Source organism: Cutibacterium avidum 44067 (assembly GCF_000367205.1).
GTDB lineage: Bacteria > Actinomycetota > Actinomycetes > Propionibacteriales > Propionibacteriaceae > Cutibacterium > Cutibacterium avidum.
In genome coordinates this window covers 2,058,146-2,077,349 of record NC_021064.1, presented here as the reverse complement: position 1 = coordinate 2,077,349, position 19,204 = coordinate 2,058,146, and the positions used below count along the sequence as shown (strand labels likewise).

The following is a 19,204-nucleotide window of genomic DNA, read 5'->3' as shown; positions in this document are numbered from 1 at the left end:
CTTCTCTGGGATTGGGGATCGGTGAGGTTTAGCGTGCGAGGCGTCGAAGCTCGGTGGCGGCGATGTCGAAATCATGTGGGGAATCAATGTCGATTCCCTCGACCGGATCCATCACGAACAACTCAATGCGGCCGCCGAGACGGTTGTGGTTGTTCTGGTAGACCTCGGTTTTCGTCAGGTAGAGCGAGCCGGTCTCGCGGTAACGCAACTGGTCAGGTGTCATGTCTTGGCGACGTGGACGGTTCTGGTATGGGTAGTGTGCGACGACCTTCGGTTCCTTCTGCCAGATGAAGATCGGCTCGGGAACGACGCCCACCATGGAATCGGCGCCGGAGGATGCGAACTGTCTCAAGGCGCGCCCCATCGTGTCGGGAAGACGAAGCGGGGAGGTGGCTTGCAAGAGCATCACCTGGTCAGGGCGGTGGCCCTGCTCAGTGAGGACGTCAATGGCGTGCTCAACGACCGGCTCGGTCGCGGTGGTGTCCTGGGCCAGCTCGTCGGGGCGCTCAATGACCCCGGCGCCAGCCGTGCGGGAGACTGCAGCGATCTCGGCGTCCTCGGTCGACACGTACACGTCAAGGCCGGGGGTGGCGAGGGCCTGCTCGATCGTCCATGCCAACAGGGGTTTCCCGGCCAAGTCCTTGAGATTCTTTCGAGGAATTCCCTTGGAGCCGCCCCGGGCAGGGATAATCGCAAGGGTTGTCGGACTCATCGCACCTCCTGCGCGGTGCTAGTTTCTGATACGAGGTGGATGATGAGATCATGACCGTGCAGCCGACGAGTCACATACTGGCCGATGAACCCGGCCTCTCCCGTGATGACAATGTTCACTGGCGTGTATACCTCTCGGATGATTTGCGATGGGGCGGATGAGACGGTGAGTGCGATTGGTGGCTGAGCCCCCGTTGCAGACCAGCGGCGAGACCTGCCCCTAACCAGCTGCCGGCGGCGTTCTCAACGGCATTGGAGATGAGAGGACGACGCCCCAGCTGGGGCAGGGCGTATTGGAATGATTCGGAGCAGATGCCAATGATCGTGGCGGCGATGCCCCACACCCACCAGCGCACTGTCGGCCAGCCGAGGGTGGCTAGCAGGGTCAGGGGCAGAAGCATGACAACGTTGAGGGCGTGATCGCCGACCATGGCAACTTGGTCGCCGGTAAGCGGGCGTGCCCCGATAGGTGTGACTCCGCCGGTGAGGCGGTAGCCGATCCGCCATTTCAGGGTCCCAATTCGAACTCCCATGGGTACGACGACCCCGACCGCGGCGATGAGAAGGTAGAACCATGTCAGGGCCCGTGCGACCTGCTGGGTTCGATGGACCATCAGTACGCCCCCGAGGAGGTGAAGACTGCGCTGAATGTCTTCGCGAGGATAGTGATGTCCTGCAGTACTGACCAGTTGTCCACGTAGTAGAGGTCCAGTCGAACGGTGTCCTCCCAGGACAAGTCGGAGCGACCGGACACCTGCCACAGACCCGTGACGCCGGGACGAACGTCCAGGCGCCTGCGAACGTGAGACTCGTAAGCGGCGACCTCGTTCTCGAGAGCGGGGCGCGGTCCCACCAGCGACATGTCGCCACGCAGCACGTTGTAGAACTGCGGAATCTCGTCAATGGAGTAGCGTCGGTGGAACTTGCCGCATTTGGTAATTCGAGGGTCGTCCTTCATCTTGAACAGGACACCGTCGGACTCGTTCTTGTCGGCCAGCATCTTGGCCTTGATCTCGTCGGCGTTGACAACCATCGAGCGCAGCTTGTAGCACTCGAAAACTTTCCCTTTACGTCCGACTCGACGTTGTTTGTAGAAAACCGGGCCGCCATCCTCATGCTTGATGGCGATAGCAGCGATAAGGACAATCGGGGAGGTGAGAATGAGTAGAAGCAGCGATCCGATGATGTCGAAGGTCCTCTTGAACCAGCCACTTGCACGTTCGGCCTGAGGCTTCTCGATATGCACCAGAGGCAGGCCGGCCACTGGGCGGATATGCATGCGCTGTGTGGAGATGTCGGAGAGAGCGGGAATGATGATTAGTTCGGTGTCTTGGCTCTCGAGAGTGCGGGCCAGCCGATTGAACTGGTAGGACCGCGAGAATGATCCTTCGGTGAAAATCACCGCCGCAGCGCGAGTGTATTGGCACGCGGCCACGACATCCTCAGGCGTCCCCAGGACTGGCACGTTGACATTGTGACACCTTTCTTGCCCACGGGTTAATACGCCAACGATGTCATACCCCAGCCATTTCTCACGCTGGAGTACTTTGGCCAGGTCGTCAATATGAGTGCAGTCACCGGCGATGATGATGCTGCTGCGGAACCGGCCACGGCGTCTTTCGTGGTGCAACCAGCGCCTCATGAAGAACCGTTCGAGGAGCAGCGCGGGAATGCTGAAGAGGAACAGTAGAAAGTAGAATCCACGGGGCAGTGGATACATGAACAGGTACGCTGAGACGCCGAGCAAGGCAGCTGTGATGGCCGAAGCCTCAAAAACGGCGCGGTACTGCGCCGCGCCTGAATCCAAGTATTTTGTCCGGTACGCGCCGACGAGTCCCATGATGACCAACCATGCGAAAATGATCCCCCCGGACCATGGAAGGACATTGTCCTGCACGTCGGTGTTCTTTGGGAATATGGTCATTGCCGTTCGTGCTCGCACTGCGATGAACGACGCCAAGGCGATGATGATGAAGTCGGCAACGACGATGCGCACCCGGTACTGACCAAGGTTGTCCCGGTTGTGGTTCCGCTGTCGTGGAGGGGGCTCCGGCCGGAGGCCGAACGTCTGTGGGCTCGGGGACAGGAGGCTCGGTGATGGCATCAAAAAGAACCATCCTCCCCGATTTTGATAATGGGACTCGTAATGGGCATCTCTTAGGGTGTTATCACTGCTGGCGGTGTAACTCCGATGAAGACTAGGGTATCACGTGTATTCTGGGTGTCAAAAATCATTGTATGGTGACGTTTCACGATCCCTGCGTGGAGGGTGGGGTGACGCGTGCATCATGGCCAGGATCTCAGATCTGTGCGCAGTCGGTCCGGGAGTGGCGGTGTTGGCAAGGTGTTTCAGGATGAGGGTGCCGCCGGCGAGATGGGGTGCTCCTGCATGTACGGTTGACCACGGAATGGGTCGGCATCAGCAGAACCGATGTCCTCGCATGTACAGATGACCAGCTGCTGGCATGTTCGTGGGACTTGACAGTCACGAAACGGCCATGTAAAGATTCTTTCAGTTACGTGGTGCGTCGAGTCCGACACCCATCTGATCTCATCAGCGTTATCTCGCATTCGTGGGGAGAGAAATGAACAACAACTTGAGTCGGCGTAATGTGGTCAAGGGTGCGGCGTGGGCTGTGCCTGCAGTAACTGCCTCGACTGCGCTGCCCTCGGTAGCTGCCAGCCAGGACTGCGTGTACACGGAGGCGCATTGGGAGGAGAGCTTCGTTACCTCCGGGCTGGTGGCACAAAGGGAAGCACGCCCGGGTGCGGAAATTACCACCGGCGGTATCTATGCATCCAATTTGGATGGCGACATCATTGACCCGAGGAAGCTTGTCAAGGTTAAGAGTGATTACCCTTGGGTCTCTGAGATGATTGCCATCGCTCAGAATGGTGACGGCACTGCTGGTACTTTGCTGCATGTTAACTTCCCTGGCCCAGTCAGTTGTGTGCAGTTCTTGCTTCATGACATCGATTCACAGGGCTCAGGCAAGAGAGATCACTATCGGGATTCTGTGACCGTTACAGCTGATGGTGCACCGATCACGGCGTCGCCTCTTGAGCCAGACTTCCTGCGCGTCACTGGTAATGGAAGTAATCGTGTCAAGGTTGAGTCTCCTTTCGAGCACGAGGAGACCGACAAAACTCATGAGTGGAATATGAACCGCGACACCAAGGGGACCGTGCTCATCAAGATCAAGGGTCCGATCAATCGTTTCTCCATCCTGTACCTAAATGAGGACACTCTCGAGTATACCGACCACAATTACCAGCAGATAGCTCTTAGTACCATCCGCTGGTCGAAGGATCCCTGCGGCTGCGAGGTGTGAGAGGCATCGGGCCGACATCATTGATCGGGGATGGCCCCGGATATGAGAATTGGTGCCAGAAAGACGAGGGATGCCCTCGTCTTTCTGTCTTTGTCCTGTCGTTGCGGCTGAAGAGATTCGCTCAGTACAGGTAAAGCTCGCGCATAGCGATGATGGTTTCGCCCGCTGAGCTGGGATGTGGTTCTGCGTCTCGGCGTCACAGGGTGAGCTCACACTGCCCACTGGGCATGGATCCCCAGATCAGTCTGGACGACGCACCCTGGGCCACGCAGGGTGAGCGAGCTGTCTTCGACGTCGCAGCTTCCCCTCGCCACAGTGTGGGCTGGATCGTCAACCAGACCCGCGACCGTGACAGGAGCATCGCTTCGATTCGCCACGACGATGACACCGGGACGCCTCATGACGACGGCATCGGGGGAGATCACGGTCATCGTCGTGGCCGTCAGGCTATGAGCGACGTGGGGTGGAAGTGATGCGCGGATCCCTAGCAGAGTGCGGTACCAGTCGAGCATCCGTGCGTGTTCTGGGTCGTGACGCTCATCCCACTTCAGTCGCGCTGACCGGAAGGTCATCATGGCTTGAGGGTCTGGGATGGCCCCCTGCCACGCCATCTTCTGGAATTCTTGACGGCGTCCAGCAGTGATCAAGGGGCCAAGATCGGGGCCCAGGTCGCTGAAGAATGGGAATGGGGTTGAGGCCGCCCATTCCTCGCCCATGAAGATCATGGGAGTGAAAGGCCCCAGTAGGTACAGTGCGGCGGCTGCCGCTTGAAGATTCGGGTCGGCTCCGTTGTGGCCCAGACGGTCTCCGACGGCGCGATTGCCGATCTGATCGTGATCCTGGATGAAGCTCACGAAAGATGTAGCGTCGTAGGAAGCACTGCTGACGTCAACCGGGGCTCCCCAGTTCTGCTCCCGGAACGACGACCATCCACCGTCGTGGACGAATACCTTGGTGAAGGCCTTGGCGAGGGTTTCGGCGGTCCCGAAATCGGAGTAGTAGCCGTCGGTCTCGCCGGTGAAGAACGCGTGCAGGGAGTGGTGGATGTCGTCGTCCCACTGCATCGTCATGCCGCGCGACCCCTCCGTGACGCCGACCGGTGTGACCATGTCGGGCTGGTTGAGGTCAGACTCGGCAATGAGAGTCAGCGGACGGCCGATCTGCGTGGACCATTCGGCGACCTTCGTGGACAACTCGGCGAGGATGTGGGTCTCGGATCCGTCGACGAGGGCATGGACGGCATCCAGCCGAAGCCCGTCGACCCCGTACTCCACCAGCCACTGATGGGCATTGTCGATGACGAACTGACGGACGGGCTCGTTGCCGTCCCCGTCGAAATTCACCGCGTCGCCCCACGGGGTCGGGTGATGGTGATTGAAGTAGGGGCCGAACTCGGCCAGGTAGTTCCCCTCCGGTCCGAGGTGGTTGTAGACGACGTCGAGGATGACCCCGAGTCCCTTGGCATGGGCAGCGTCGATGAACTGCTGGAAGCTGGCCGGGCCGCCGTAGGTGTTCTGGGTGGCGTACAGATCCACCCCGTCGTATCCCCAGCCGCGAGTGCCGGGAATCTGGGCGACCGGCATGACCTCGACGGCCTCCACCCCGAGTTCGACGAGGTCGTCGAGGCGATCGATGGCGGCGGTGAAGGTGCCCTGCTCGGTGAAGGTGCCGATGTGCATCTCGTAGAGCACTCGTCCCTTGAGGTCTAAGCCGTCCCAGGGGGCTGGTTCGCGCGGGACGTACACCTGCGATGGCCCATGGACGCCTTCGGGTTGGTATCGACTGCGTGGATCCGGCAGGGGGTTACCCCCGTCCAGGACGAACTGATAGCGCTGGCCGGCCTTCACTGGTCGGGGGAGTGTCCACCAGCCCCCGGCTCGGGTCATGTTCAGGAGGTCTCCATCGAGAAGGGTCTGAACCTTCGTGACAGCGGGGGCCCAGACCGTCAACTGATTCGTCATCACCTCTCCTCCTCGACCAGCAGCGCAACTGGCATCTCGTCCAGCAGATCGGCGAGCTTCACCATGCCTCCCTCAATCGTCTTCCCGGTGATGACATCAGTGAACGTCCCCTCGGGCAGCACGATCTGGTGGTCGGCCCAGCCGCCACGCCCCTCCAGAGCTCCAGCCAGGCGGGTGGCGACGGTGATGACCGTCGGGGGCTCATCGTCAATTCCGCGGGCGAAAGCGACCGCGTGACCGGTGGTCGTCGCGACCGGGCGGTAGCTCGCATGCTCACCACGGAAGGCGTTGGCATGGCGACGGCGAACGTCCAGGGCTCGATGGACCACCAGCAACTTCTCGGCATCCAGACGATCCTCGTCAGCCACAGCGTCAAGGCCATTGGACGCCACCACCTTGAGCAGCCGAGCTGACCGGTCATGATCGACCGGGCGACGGTTGTCCGGGTCCACCAAGGACAGATCGACGACCTCACAGCCCTGGTAGGTGTCGGGCACCCCAGGCATCGTCAACTGCACCAGAACGCGTCCAAGGATCGCCGCACGGACCGCCGTCTGAGTCGTCTCGGTGAATTCGTCGAGCGCCTCAGCCACCGACTCGTCACTCAGACAGAACTTCGCCAGATCCGTCAGCGCCGACTCGTAGTCCTCGTCGGGATGGGTCCAGGTGGTGTGGGACTTGGCCTCGCGTACCGCCTTCGTCAGGTAGGAGACCAGCCTGTCCGCACTGATCGGCTCGGAGCCAGCGGCGGTCCCGGGAAGCCGCCACGTCCCCGCCAGGGTCTGCCACAGCAAGTTGATCGTCGCCCCGTCGAGCAACTCCGAACGCTGGTCAGCGGTGACGCTCTCCAGGGCCGCAACCGTCTGCTCCCACTCGCGCGGGAACTCCGTCAGGCTGGCCAGGCGGGCGCGGACGTCGGTCGACCGCTTGGTGTCGTGGGTTGACAGGGTTGTCATCGTCGTCGGGAATTTCTCGCCCAGATTGGTCGCGAAGTCGTGGAAGTCATCGACCGAGATCCCGGCCAGTTCTGGGTCACAGCCCACCTCGTTGACCGCGGTGAAGCGGGTGTAGCGGTAGAAGGCGGTGTCCTCCTTGGCCTTGGCCATCACTGGCCCGCAGGTCTGGGCGAAACGGACCATGAACTCATCCCGGCTGCCTTGGGTCACCGGGTCACTCGAGGGCCCAAGACGACCGCACACCATGTCTACGACCAGTTCGAGGGTGCCGTGTTCCTCTTCCGGTAGCTCCAGACGGGCTAGGTCGGCAGCCGTTTCGACGACTTTCACCTGGCCAGGCCCGGGTGCCCGGCCAGGCTCCAGGTAGGCGCGGTACCGATCCATCGCGACGAGTAGCTCGGTGATGGCCCTTGTCAGCTGACGACGGGTGTGGTCGCGCAGCATGATGTCGGAGGCGCAAATGTCCATGGCAACATTGGCCAGCCGGTTGAGTTCGGTGACGAGCATGTCGTCAAGGATTTCCCGTTTGGCCTTGTCCAGCTCGGCAGAGAAGGATGCCTGCGAATCGTCGTCAGCGCAGATACGGTCGTAGAGCGTGCTCAGGGGTACCAGCCCGGCTGGGTCGATGAACAGCCCGTCAACGCGCAGCAAGGAGTCATAACCCGTTGTGCCTGCGCACGGAAGTTCGGCAGAGAGGGTCTCGGAGGGTTCCAGGATCTTCTCGACGACAACCCATGCGCCATCGGTGGCTCGTTGCAGATCCGCCAGGTATTTGCGCGGGTTGGCCAGACCGTCCGGGTGATCGATGCGGAACCCGTCGATGAGCCCGTCACGGTAGAGCTGCAGCAGTTTGGCATGGGAGGTGGCGAAAACGTCGTCATCCTCGACGCGGATAGCTGCCAGAGTGTCGACATTGAAGAAGCGGCGGTAGTTGAGCTCCTCGCTGGCGACCTTCCAGTTTGCCAGCCGGTAGCACTGCTGGTCGAGCAGTTCGGTCAGCGGCATGGACTCGGTGCCGGGACGTACCGGGAAGACATGGTCGTGATAGACGACGACGTCCTCGGGGTGGGTGGTGCCGTCCTGGTCCGGGATGTCCCGGGTCTCGACGTGGATGGTGCCGGCTGTCAGTTCCGTGCCGATGCGATCGCCGAGGATGGCCATGAGGATCGACAGGGACTTCGAGACGTCGACGTCGAACCAGGTTGCGAAGGGGGAGGAAGGGCCGTCGCGCAGCACACTCCACAGCGCCGAGTTGTGCCACAGCGGGGTCGGTACCGCCATGTGGTTCGGGACGACGTCGACGACGATGCCCAGTCCAGCCTGATGGGCCGTCTCGCAGAGTCGACGGAAGTCGTCCTCGCCACCGCATTCATGGGAGATGCGGGTGTGGTCCACGACGTCGTAGCCATGGGTGGACCCAGGTGCGGCCTGCAAAATGGGGGAGCAGAACAGATGGCTGACGCCCAGGGCGGCCAGGTGGTCGATCTGGCCGATGGCGTCAGCGAAGGTGAAGTCCTCGTTGAACTGCAGACGGTACGTGGAGGCGGGTGCGGCGGACGGGGGAGTGGAAGTCGTCACATTCCCACCTTAAAACGGCTATCCGACAGGTCGACGCCCTTCCGTGTTCTGAGCTGCGGGGTTGTTCGCCGATCACGCGAGATGTTCGGAGGCCCACAACCAGGCGCGCAACCTACTCGCTCGCTCGCGCTGGAACTCGCGAAGTTGCGGCATTCCAGCGGGGTCCGGCTTGCGGCATTCGCGTTCCGAAAGTCCCAGGACAGCGACGAGGAGGTCGACGATGGGTTCGGTGGCAGGTTCGCCATGGGTGGACGGGGCGAACTCGGCTGCGACGCGCTTCACGAGGTCGTCGGCTCGATCCCACCGCGGGGCGTCGAGGGGATCGGTGTGAATAATGTCGATGATGAGGCTGGCGGCATCGACCCATGCCGGTCCGACGACGGCGTGGGACCAGTCGACGAGGACGGCCCCCTCGCTGCGCAGCAGGACGTTGTCGGAACGAACGGCGCCATGGATGATCGTGCCGCCGGACGCGTGATGGGCAAGCCTCTCGACTCGTCCCGCAAGGTCTGGCATCCGCTCTGCCAGCCACGGATCAAGGTCAGCCGGAGGGTTGTCCATGAAGGTGTCCCACACCGACCGATAGTTCTGCAGTCGTGCGGAGAACGGTTCCCACTGCTCGTGGAAACCGGCCGTCGACTCGGCCAGACGGGACAGTGCGGCCAAGGTGGGGGTGATGCCCTCGTCGGACCAGGGCAGTTCGGGATGGGGTCCCTCAATGTCGGAGGTCACCATGCCGACCCACCCGTCCACGTCGATCTGACCCAACAACCGCGGCGCAGGGGCGGCATTGGGGAGGAAGGACAGCACGGTGGCTTCGCGACGGTTGAGGTCGGGGATGTCCGCATTGATGTCGGAATGGCTGGTCTTGACGAAGGCGTGAATGCCATTGGCGGTGACGACTCGGGAGGCAAGCCCCGGAGTGGTGCCACGGGCTTGGACGGTGTCGACGGAGACAGGGGAGCCCAGGATCTCGGCAACGCGATCGTGGACCGACTTGGGTAGTTCATCCCAGCGAACTCGTGAAGGTTTCATGGACGCCTCCTCGTGGCCTTGTTCGCAACCTTAGATCACCGCAGCATCATGACGTAGCGGTGACCACGGCGGGGAATGAGGCTCGTGTCACGTGAGGTGGCAGCATCCCTGATCAGAAACCGAAATACCACAGTGTGGGCAGAAAGTCATGAACCGGACCCTGACAAGGAGAAAAGCACGCGGGAAAACACTGCCCGCCCACTCGGATGAACCAAGGAGGCGGGCTGTCCGCGGAGGATACGAGATTCGAACTCGTGAGGGCGTGAACCCAACCCGCTTTCCAAGCGAGCGCCATAGGCCTCTAGGCGAATCCTCCGCAGAGTAACATACATGGACTTCGCGCGCGGCGCCAATCCGGGGAGCGGGGTGGCCCTAGTAGTGAGAGTCACGGCCTCGAAGCCGATCAATCTGGCGACGGTCCTTCTTGGTGGGTCGTCCAGCTCCACGGTCACGACGAGCGAGGGGAGCGGACAGGTAGGCGGGCCGAGGAACTGACAGGTCTTCGTAGGCCTCGACGGCCAGCTTCGCGCCGACGCGCTTCGAGATCGGGTCAACGACCTTGAGCACCCGATCCCATCCTGGGGTGCGGATCGTGACGACGTCACCGGGCTTGACGTCATGGGAAGGCTTGACCGGATCGCCGTTGAGACGGATGTGTCCTCCTTTGACGGCGTCGGTGGCCAGCGACCTCGACTTGTACGCGCGCACCGACCACAGCCAGACGTCGATCCTCGTCATGATGCCTCCTTGTGCTCCGATACCGTCGTTGCCCAGGGCCGGGGTCCTCGTCGGGAGATCTGGGTGGAAAAGGTGGTGGCAATGCTATGACCCGTCATCGGTCCTTGCAGCCGGTGCCGTCCGACGCGATCCCACCACACCGTGGGCTACGGTTCGGAGCCGGAGCCAGTTGTCCCTGCAGCCAGTCGTTGGTTAGACTTGAACTTGGTTCCTCGTGCGGCGGCACCTGACTGAACTCCCCCAGGACCGAGAGGTAGCAAGGGTAGGTTGGCTCTACCGGGTGCGCGGGGAGCCCTTTTCATGTCCGCGGCAGCCGCGCCCCCGTCAGGCATTCGTCAATGCCCGGAAGGAGGGTCGTCATGAACGATCAGCAACGCATCATCACGACCGACCGAGCCGGCTCCATTTGGGCAGGCATCACCTGGTGCTCGCTACTGCTGTTCATCGTTGCGGGCATCGTGGGGATGATGGCCCAGACGATGCTGCCGGCCAATCTCGGTTACCCCCAACTCCACGACAGCGGGGTCCCGGCATGGCTGACCTGGACGGTTATCGGGCTGGACATCGTCGCCTTCTTCATCCCTCCGCTGGTGACGACCTCGTGCGGCCGCAAGGCCAAGCGGTTGGGGCATCCGGTGCGCTCTGCGGTGCAGATCGCGTGGACCACCTTCGCCGTCGTCACGGTCATCAGCCTCCTGCTGGTCTTCTTCGGCTGAGGCTGTTCCACGCAGAGCTCGTCGGACTGATGAGACTGTGTCGCGGTCGTCAACTAGGGTTCTTCCCGTGGATGAGAGGGTGCCTGAGCCGGGCATGGAGGACGAGGTCGTCGAGCCTGAGGCCTTCGAACAGGACGGTCCGGATCTTTTCGGCGACGAGGAGCCGCCGCGCCCCGTCATGCCCCCTGACGAAGCCACCCCTGACGACGACCTTCCCCCGGATTCGCGTGATCCGGGTCTGCTGGACGGTCCTGAGACTCCCGACGAGCCCGACGGTCTGGAGACCGACGAGGACGAGGGTGACGTCGACGATGCCGACACCATCGAACGGATTCAGGAGTTGACCGTGGAGGACCCCGACATCGACATCCCCGACAGCCGTCCTGACGACGATCCGCTCGAACCTCCGTTGGCCCTCTATCGACGTTACCGTCCGGAGACCTTCGACGAGGTCATCGGTGAGGACCATGTCATCGAGCCGCTCAAGCGGGCCATCCTCAACAACCGCGTCAACCACGCCTACCTCTTCTCCGGGCCGCGCGGCTGCGGCAAGACGACGACCGCCCGCATTCTGGCCCGAGCGCTCAACTGCGAGCAGGGCCCCACGCCAACCCCGTGCGGGAAGTGCCAGTCATGCCGCGACCTGGCCTGTGGCGGCCCCGGATCGATCGACGTCATCGAGATTGACGCGGCCTCCCACGGCGGCGTCGACGACGCCCGTGATCTGCGTGAGCGGGCCTTCTTCGCCCCGGTGCACTCGCGGTACAAGATCTACATCATCGACGAGGCCCACATGGTCACCCCTCAGGGCTTCAACGCCCTGCTGAAACTCGTCGAGGAGCCCCCGCCGCACGTCAAGTTCATCTTCGCGACGACCGAGCCGGAGAAGGTCATCGGGACGATTCGTTCCCGGACCCACCACTATCCCTTCCGCCTGGTGCCGCCGAAGGTCCTCGTCGATTACTTGGCTGAGCTGTGCGTTAAGGAGGGGATCGACGTCGACCACGCCGTCCTGCCCCTCGTGGTGCGCGCTGGTGGCGGATCGGTGCGAGACAGCCTGTCGGTGCTGGATCAGTTACTCGGCGGCGCCGCCGATGGCCACGTCAGCTATGAGCAGGCGGCAGCCCTGCTCGGTTACACCCCCGAAGCCCTCCTCGACGAGATCGTTGACGCCTTCGCAGCCGGGGACGCCCACGAGGTCTTCGCCACCATTGACAAGATCATCGAGGTGGGGCAAGATCCGCGCCGCTTTGCCGAGGACCTGCTGCGCCGGATGCGTGATCTCGTCATCATCTCGGCCGTCCCAGACGCATGCCGGACCGGCCTCATCGACGTCTCTCCTGAGCAGGCCACCCGGTTGACCCACCAGGTAGCCGGCTTCGGTGCCGGCGAGCTCACCCGTGCCGCGGAGGTTCTGGCCACCGGACTGACGAACATGCGCGGCACCACTGCTCCCAGGCTTCACCTGGAGCTGATGTGCTCGCGGATCCTGCTCCCTGCGGCTGACACCGGGGGCCGCGGCATCCATGCCCGTCTGGAGCGCTTGGAGCGCAGGATCGGCGTCTCGGGTCCTGTGGACGAGGCCGACCGCGTCGAGAGCCCTACCGCCAGCCAGCCTGTCTCCCGCCCTGCCGAACGTCCTCAGCAGTTCGGACCTCCCCAGCAGTCGGTCGCGCCTCGTGGCGGTTCCCAGCCGGCACAGCGTCCATCCGGGCGCCCGCGCCCCAGCCGTAGGGATTACCAACCCGGCAACGAACCGGGCGGTCAGCCATACCCCGCCCAGAATGGCCCCCAAGGTCATGCCCAGGGACCGCAGGGGACGGCTGATGGCGGCCCGGCGACCGAACAGCGCCAACAGCCCAAGCCTCAGGAACAGCAGACCTCTGACCAGACCCGCCGTGATCGTCCCTCCCCGGCTGCGCCGCAGCAACCCTCTGGGAACCAGAGTGATCGTGCCGAGGGTGCCATCGACATCACGGCCTTGCGTCGCGAGTGGCCGCAGGTGCTTGAGGCCGTGAAGGACGGCGGACGTGTCGCGTGGATGGTCCTCAGCAGCTACGCCCAGGTACTGGAGGTCCACGGGAACCAAGCCACCCTGGGGTTCTCCAACCCTGGAGCGCGGGAACGGTTCGCCAACGGCAACTACCCCAAGATCCTCCACGACGCCGTCGTCAAGGTGCTGGGAGCGGACCTGACCTTCACCGCAGTGATCGGGGAACCTCCGGCGGCGGTACGTCCTCAGTTTCATGAGGAACCGGGTGCCCAGGAACCCCCGACGGAGGATTCCTGGGCTCCGGAACCTCCCGATCATGGGGTCACCCGTGAGAGTCCGACACATCATGGCCCGGGACGGGGTGACGGTCAGCCGGACCCTACTCGTCCCGGTCGGGCTTCCCAGGACCGACCGGGTGACCGTCAGTCGAGTTTCGTTGATGCCTCGGAGGAGCCCTCGAACTCGCCGATCGACAGTTCCCATCCCACCGACTCGGGTGACGACAACTCGGCCCCGGGTTCCATCGCCGAGGATCAGTCCGGGGACGTCCGCGATGAGATCGTCGGGTCCGGCCCGGTGGCTGGCGCTCCCGACCCCGATAGTGGCGAGGCTGCCGATCCCGAGCCCGACCTGGTGCCCGCCGAGGATCACGTCGAGGCAGCGCAGGGCGGTGAGTCCCATGACGCAGGCCGGGAGCAGAACACCTCCACGGCATCCTCACAGGACGCTGCAGTGCAGGCGTCCCACAGCCTCACCCACCGCTGGAGTGAGCGTGCCAAGGGAAGTGTGCGCCCCCTCGAGACAGCTCATCATCGTCCAGCTCAGATCGAGGAGCCTCCTGAGGAGGATGGCGTGTGGGACGACACCGTCCTGGAGGAGTCCAACGAGAGCCCGGTGGACCTCATCATGCGTGAGCTGGGCGGGATCGTCATCGACACCTCGGACGACCGTGACTCAGCTGCCAGGTGATTGCGCTCACGGCACGTACTGACTCGCGAACTCGTCGTCATCAGCGGCTACTGTGGTTGGCGACACCAGGCCGCCCCACCGACGAGGACCAGGGGCCACACACATGGGAGACATCATGACCACTGGAGGATTCGACCTCAGCGGAATCGACATGGGCGCCTTGCTCGCCCAGGCCCAGTCCGTCCAGGGCCAGCTCGAGGCGGCCCAGAACCAGCTCGCGGAGAGCAGCTTCGAGGGTACTGCCGGCGGCGGACTTGTCCGTGCCACCGTCACCGGAACCGGTGATCTCGATGCTCTGACGATCGCTCCCGAGGCCCTCGAGGGCACCGATGCCGAGACCCTCGCCGATCTCGTCGTGGCTGCCGTCAAGGACGCCACCGAGCAGGCCCACGCCATGCAGCAGTCCCTCATGCCACAGATGCCGGGCCTCGGGCTCTGATCCACCCCCACACGTCAGACAGGAGAATTGATGTACGACGGTCCGCTGCAGGAACTCATTGACGCCCTTTCCCGGCTGCCCGGGATCGGGCCGAAGGGTGCACAGCGGATCGCCTTCCACATCCTCGACGCCCCGGCAGAGGAGGTCAACGAATTGGCCGACGCCCTGCGCGAGGTCAAAGAGAAGGCCAAGTTCTGCAAGATCTGCTTCAACGTCTCCTCCGACGAGGTGTGCCAGTACTGCCGCGACCCGCGTCGGGACCGGTCAATGATCTGCGTCGTCGAGGAGTCCAAGGACGTCATCGCCGTGGAGCGCACCCGGCAGTTCCGTGGCCTTTATCACGTCCTGGGTGGGGCCATCTCCCCGCTGGACGGCAAGGGTCCTGCTGATCTTCACATCCGCGAGCTGTGCCAGCGTCTGGCCGACGAGGCGGTGACCGAGGTCATCCTGGCCACGAACCCGAACCTCGAGGGGGAGGCGACGGCGACCTACCTGTCCCGTCTCATCAGCCCCATGGGCGTGACGGTGTCGCGTCTGGCCTCCGGTCTGCCCGTCGGTGGCGACCTGGAGTACGCCGATGAGGTGACCTTGGGGCGCGCTTTCGAGGGGCGTCTCCACGTCGGTGTCGGCGCCTGATCTGCCCTGTGTCTCACTATGTGGTCAAAAACCGATGATTCCTTGACTGGTGGATATCGCGTATGCGAATCTTGGCCAAGATTCCACCACGGCACCCGGAGGTCACATGTCCATAAGGTTCGCCATCCTCGCATTGCTGGCTGAGAAGCCCCGTCATGGGTATGAGATCAAAAATGAGTTTGATCGCCGCACAAATCACACCTGGCCCCTAAATATTGGACAGGTTTACACAACGTTGGACCGCCTCGAGCGTGACCGTCTGTGCTTCCGGGGCGACGAGACCCCCGATGGTCGGGTCATCGCCACCATCACCCCCGAGGGCCGCGAAGAGGTGCGCAAGTGGTTCGCCACCCCGATCACCCCGGCGAATCCGCCGCGCAACGAGCTGGCCATCAAGATTGCCCTTGCGGCCACCTCGAAGGAAGTTGACGTCGCTGCCCTCATCCAGGATCAGCGCCGCGCCACCATGCACCAGTTGCAGGAATACCGTCAGGCCCGCCGTGGTGTCGCCGAGGAAGACCTCGCCGGTCAGCTCCTCGTTGAGGGAATGATCTTCGTCGCCGAGGCCGAGATCCGCTGGCTCGACCACTGTGAGTCCAAGGCCATCCAGACCTCTCGCCGTCGCCGTGACGAGTCCGTGACGGAGGAGTCCAAGGTCACCCAGGAGGCCTGAACCGCATGATGTCGACCCCGCCGCGTGCCGCTGGCGAGATCACTCGTCCGACGCCTCGTACCGTCCTGTCCCTGGACCACGTGAGTCGCTCCTTCGGTGATGGCGAGCGACGGGTCGACGCCATCAAAGACGTCAGTCTGGGCGTCAATCCCGGTATCTTCGCAGCCGTCATGGGACCATCAGGTTCGGGCAAGTCCACCCTGCTCGGCCTCGCCGGAGGGCTGGATCAGCCCACCTCCGGCACGGTCTCCGTGTGCGGAGAGCCGCTGGGGGGCATGTCCCGTGACGACCTGGCACGAGTCCGACGCCGTCAGCTCGGCTTCGTCTTCCAGGACTACAACCTCGTCCCCACCCTCACCGCGGTCGAGAACGTCTCCCTGCCCCTTGAACTCGACGGGGTCTCCGCCAAGCGGGCCCGCAATGCGGCTGAGATCGCCCTGGAACGTGTCGGTCTGCCCGGACTTGCCGATCGTCACATTGAGAAGATGTCGGGGGGACAACGTCAGCGGGTCGCCATCGCGCGCGGCATCGTCGGGGACCGCCGGGTCCTCCTCGCCGACGAGCCCACCGGTGCCCTTGATTCTGCGACGGGTGACGACATCATGACCCTTATCCGGGCACTTGCTGACGAGGGGGTTGCCGTCGTCCTGGTGACCCATGAGGCACGCCACGCAGCCTGGGCAGACCGCGTGGTCTTCCTGCGTGACGGCAAGATTGTCGACGAGTCCCAGGTCGTCAGCGACCCCATGGAACTCCTCAGCGACAACCCGAAGCGCGGGGAGTGGTGATGGGATCCGGGAACACCCCCGACAGCCCTTACGGCGGTGCCGTCGTCCGACTCTCCGGAGAGGCTGTCGCACGTGGACGATCCCACCGCCGGCTCATCACCCGGCTGGCTGCCCGGGACATCCGCAGACACAAGGCGCGTTCCCTGCTCATCGTGCTGCTGATAGCTCTGCCCGTGGCCATCATGTCCGGGCTGGGCACGATCCTCGACGCCGACGGAACCACTACGGACAGTGAGACCGTCTCGAAGTATGGCGATGCCGACATGCTCATCATGCCGATTGAGGACTGGGATGGTCACTGCTCCCAGGACAGTCCGGATTTCGCTTACTGCGACATCCAGGGATCGCCGACTCCCGAGCTGCGCGCTCGCCAGCGGCAGGCCATGGAGAACCTCCACGTCGCGGGTCACGAGCTGTATCCGCTGCGGGTCAGGACTGTTGACGTGGCATGGCGATCCGCCACCCTCGAGGGCGCCGTCAAGGGGATTGACCTGACAGCCGTGCGCCCTGATCGTATGGAACTCCCGAGTGGACCGATGCCTCGTGGCAACAATGTCTGGGCCTCCGGAAGCGCTGCAAAGAAGTATGGCTGGTCAACCGGCTCACACGTCACCATCGACGGCCGTCAACGCACCATCACAGGGCTGACGCGAGAGCGGTCGTCCAGCTACGAACCGACTTTCTGGGTGGGCCCCGAGGACCCACTCGTCAGGAATGGGGCTCTCACCTATTACGTCAAGGGCCCGCAGCTCGCCAAGGAACAGATCGCGAAACTCAACGCGTCGGGTCTGGGGGTCGAGGAGCGGCAACTCGACAGTGCTTCTGACAATGCCGGTGTCGTCGCGGGCCAAATGTTCGCCCTGGTTCTGGCCGCTGTCGTTCTCTCCTCGGTCGTCACCGCCACCATCGCCTCCGCCGCCTTCTCCATCGGGGCTCGCCAGCAGCGGCGCATGCTCGCTCTGCTGGGAACCACGGGTGCCGCCCGCCGGGACCTCATGGGTGTGATGATCGGCCAAGGACTGTTGCTCGGCTCGACCGGCGCGGTGCTAGGAGTGGTGCTCGGCATCGGAGCGGCCAATGTCTTCGTGGTCATCGGACGTCGCGCCAATCCCGGATACCTCCTGACCTACAGTGTCAACTGGGAGTACGCCATCGTCGGTCTGGTCATCGGTCTGTTGGCGGCGGTGGTCGCATGTTGGCTCCCGGCGCGGGAGGTGGCTCGCCAGGACGTCCTCATGGGGGTTCGACACGCTGAGGCAGCGGCCTCACCAGTGCGTCGTCCCATGGCAGCCATCGTCGTGGCGATCATCGGGGCACTCGTCGGGATCGGGTGGGTCGTCCTCGACCGTGTCAACACGTCCGACCCCTACGACGTCGTTCCTCTCAACATCGGCATTGTCGTCACCATCGTCATCTTGTACCTGGCTGCCGTCCTGGCTCTGCCATGGCTCGTCAACAAAGCGTCCATACCACCGTCGTCGCGGCTGGCGATCCGCTTTGCGCTGCGCGATCTCAACCGGAACCGGGGGAGAGCAGTCGCGGGAGCCGCGGCGTCCATGGCCATCACCGTCTTGGCCGGTGTCTTCGTGACCCTGGCGGATGGCAGCGCGATACAGGATCGAAACAGCTACCAGCCCAGCTACGCCGCCAACGTGGCGAGGTTGACCGGGGATGACGGTCACGACCACTTTGCTTCTGAAAAACGCATGAGCAAGGAGGTCGAGCAGGTTGAGGCAGTCTTTGGGCCATCCGTGAAGTACCAGCGTGCGCTGGAACCCGTCACCTGCGACAAGGACGGACAGAACTGCAGGAACGGTCTCAGTGTGGATGCGCCGAGTTCTGCTCCTCGTGACAACGAGATGGCGCGCAGCCTGTCCGTCCCCTCGGCGGTCATTGACGATGGCACCCTCTACGAGCTACTGACCGGTCAGAAGGCAGATGGCAAGGTCATGAAGGCCCTTGACAAGGGCATCATCCTCTTCCAGCCCGATGCACGGGGACGATCCCAGGTATCAGTCTTCCGGGACGACGAACCGAATGGGTCTCATGAGCTCGAGGTGACGGCGATCAAGGCCCCTGATAGCTCTCTCGGTCTCCAAATGCCAGCCCTCATCGGGCGCAACACCGCTGCCAAGGCGCTGGGAGTCAGCCCCGACGCCATGAAGACCCAGACGACGGACATGTGGTTTCGTCTGCCACACCCCCCGACCTCGGAAGGGGGAGACCGTCTGCAGAACTCCCTCATGGACATCACCGGAAGCACCTCCGACTTCCAGTGGGAAGAGGGATTCTCGGACTTCTCGGGAACCGTCGTGCGCTGGGCGGCGATCATTGGGGCACTCCTGGCCACCTTCGTGGGTGCCGTGGTACTTGCCCTGACCTTGTCGGACTCGAGCGTCTCGCGTACTGCCATCGCATCGGTGGGAGCATCCACCGCGACGTTGCGACGCATGGTTGCGGCTCAGGCCTTCGTCACGACAGGTATCGGCCAGGTGCTCGGATTAATCGTGGGATTCGTGCCCGTCGTCATCATGATTGGGTGTGCCGACACGATGCAGCCTGTTCCGTGGCCAGTTGGCTGGCTGGCACTCATCGTGGTCGCCCCGCCGGTACTGCTGGCCATCGTGGCCAGGTGGTGTGTCCCGGTGCCCAAGGCCCGGATGCCCCGGGTGGACTGAC

The 19,204-nt window shown here is 63.3% G+C and carries 15 protein-coding genes, 1 tRNA gene and 1 other RNA gene; 9 read left to right on the top strand and 8 right to left on the bottom strand.

The features are described 5' to 3' along the window. Window positions 1-28 precede the first annotated feature (28 nt). The 3 genes from PALO_RS09615 to PALO_RS09600 form a co-directional block, all read right to left on the bottom strand. On the bottom strand, window positions 29-712 hold the full coding sequence (locus PALO_RS09615; RefSeq protein ID WP_004810342.1) for an acylneuraminate cytidylyltransferase family protein: 684 nt from the start codon (window positions 710-712) through the stop codon (window positions 29-31). 115 nt (window positions 713-827) lie between these two features. Beyond that, complete coding sequence (locus tag PALO_RS09605; RefSeq protein WP_015583383.1) at window positions 828-1,325, bottom strand: hypothetical protein; 498 nt, start codon at window positions 1,323-1,325, stop codon at window positions 828-830. Beyond that, entirely contained in the window at window positions 1,325-2,707 is a 1,383-nt protein-coding gene (locus PALO_RS09600) for a sugar transferase (protein WP_015583382.1), read from the bottom strand. The genes PALO_RS09605 and PALO_RS09600 overlap by 1 nt, the downstream gene beginning before the upstream one ends. Window positions 2,708-3,296: 589 nt before the next feature. Between PALO_RS09600 and PALO_RS09595 the strand changes: the two genes are divergently transcribed. Then, window positions 3,297-4,043, top strand: coding sequence for a twin-arginine translocation signal domain-containing protein (locus PALO_RS09595; protein ID WP_023032273.1), 747 nt, complete (start codon window positions 3,297-3,299; stop codon window positions 4,041-4,043). 209 nt (window positions 4,044-4,252) lie between these two features. On the opposite strand, the gene treZ is transcribed toward PALO_RS09595, so the two are convergent. The 5 genes from treZ to PALO_RS09570 all read right to left on the bottom strand — a co-directional run bounded on the left by treZ (window position 4,253) and on the right by PALO_RS09570 (window position 10,311). Continuing rightward, on the bottom strand, window positions 4,253-6,004 hold the full coding sequence (treZ, locus tag PALO_RS09590; protein WP_015583380.1) for a malto-oligosyltrehalose trehalohydrolase: 1,752 nt from the start codon (window positions 6,002-6,004) through the stop codon (window positions 4,253-4,255). Then, window positions 6,004-8,538 carry a malto-oligosyltrehalose synthase gene (gene treY / locus PALO_RS09585; protein WP_015583379.1) on the bottom strand — a complete coding sequence of 845 codons (2,535 nt, stop codon included), beginning with the start codon at window positions 8,536-8,538 and terminating at the stop codon, window positions 6,004-6,006. Before treY ends, treZ begins: the two co-directional genes overlap by 1 nt. Before the next feature lie 72 nt (window positions 8,539-8,610). Beyond that, window positions 8,611-9,573: a phosphotransferase gene (locus tag PALO_RS09580; RefSeq protein ID WP_015583378.1), complete on the bottom strand. Its 963-nt coding sequence runs from the start codon at window positions 9,571-9,573 to the stop codon at window positions 8,611-8,613. 231 nt (window positions 9,574-9,804) lie between these two features. After that, a tRNA-Ser gene (locus PALO_RS09575) sits at window positions 9,805-9,889 on the bottom strand. A gap of 56 nt (window positions 9,890-9,945) precedes the next feature. Then, window positions 9,946-10,311, bottom strand: coding sequence for an RNA-binding S4 domain-containing protein (locus PALO_RS09570; RefSeq protein WP_004810351.1), 366 nt, complete (start codon window positions 10,309-10,311; stop codon window positions 9,946-9,948). A 203-nt stretch (window positions 10,312-10,514) separates the two neighbouring features. Here PALO_RS09570 and ffs point away from each other — a divergent pair. The 8 genes from ffs to PALO_RS09535 all read left to right on the top strand — a co-directional run bounded on the left by ffs (window position 10,515) and on the right by PALO_RS09535 (window position 19,203). Next, an RNA gene (ffs, locus tag PALO_RS11705) (signal recognition particle sRNA small type) lies at window positions 10,515-10,611 on the top strand. 38 nt (window positions 10,612-10,649) lie between these two features. Then, window positions 10,650-11,027 carry a hypothetical protein gene (locus PALO_RS09565; RefSeq protein ID WP_004810352.1) on the top strand — a complete coding sequence of 126 codons (378 nt, stop codon included), beginning with the start codon at window positions 10,650-10,652 and terminating at the stop codon, window positions 11,025-11,027. 94 nt (window positions 11,028-11,121) lie between these two features. Beyond that, window positions 11,122-13,989 carry a DNA polymerase III subunit gamma and tau gene (locus PALO_RS09560; RefSeq protein ID WP_015583376.1) on the top strand — a complete coding sequence of 956 codons (2,868 nt, stop codon included), beginning with the start codon at window positions 11,122-11,124 and terminating at the stop codon, window positions 13,987-13,989. Window positions 13,990-14,104: 115 nt separating this feature from the next. Continuing rightward, window positions 14,105-14,428, top strand: coding sequence for a YbaB/EbfC family nucleoid-associated protein (locus PALO_RS09555; protein ID WP_015583375.1), 324 nt, complete (start codon window positions 14,105-14,107; stop codon window positions 14,426-14,428). A 30-nt stretch (window positions 14,429-14,458) separates the two neighbouring features. Next, entirely contained in the window at window positions 14,459-15,064 is a 606-nt protein-coding gene (recR, locus tag PALO_RS09550) for a recombination mediator RecR (protein ID WP_015583374.1), read from the top strand. Between the two features lie 106 nt (window positions 15,065-15,170). Then, a complete protein-coding gene (locus PALO_RS09545; protein WP_015583373.1) occupies window positions 15,171-15,737 on the top strand; it encodes a PadR family transcriptional regulator in 567 nt (188 codons plus the stop codon). A gap of 5 nt (window positions 15,738-15,742) precedes the next feature. Next, window positions 15,743-16,525, top strand: coding sequence for an ABC transporter ATP-binding protein (locus PALO_RS09540; protein WP_015583372.1), 783 nt, complete (start codon window positions 15,743-15,745; stop codon window positions 16,523-16,525). Further along, window positions 16,525-19,203 carry an ABC transporter permease gene (locus PALO_RS09535; RefSeq protein WP_015583371.1) on the top strand — a complete coding sequence of 893 codons (2,679 nt, stop codon included), beginning with the start codon at window positions 16,525-16,527 and terminating at the stop codon, window positions 19,201-19,203. The genes PALO_RS09540 and PALO_RS09535 overlap by 1 nt, the downstream gene beginning before the upstream one ends. The last annotated feature ends 1 nt before the right edge of the window (window position 19,204 follow it).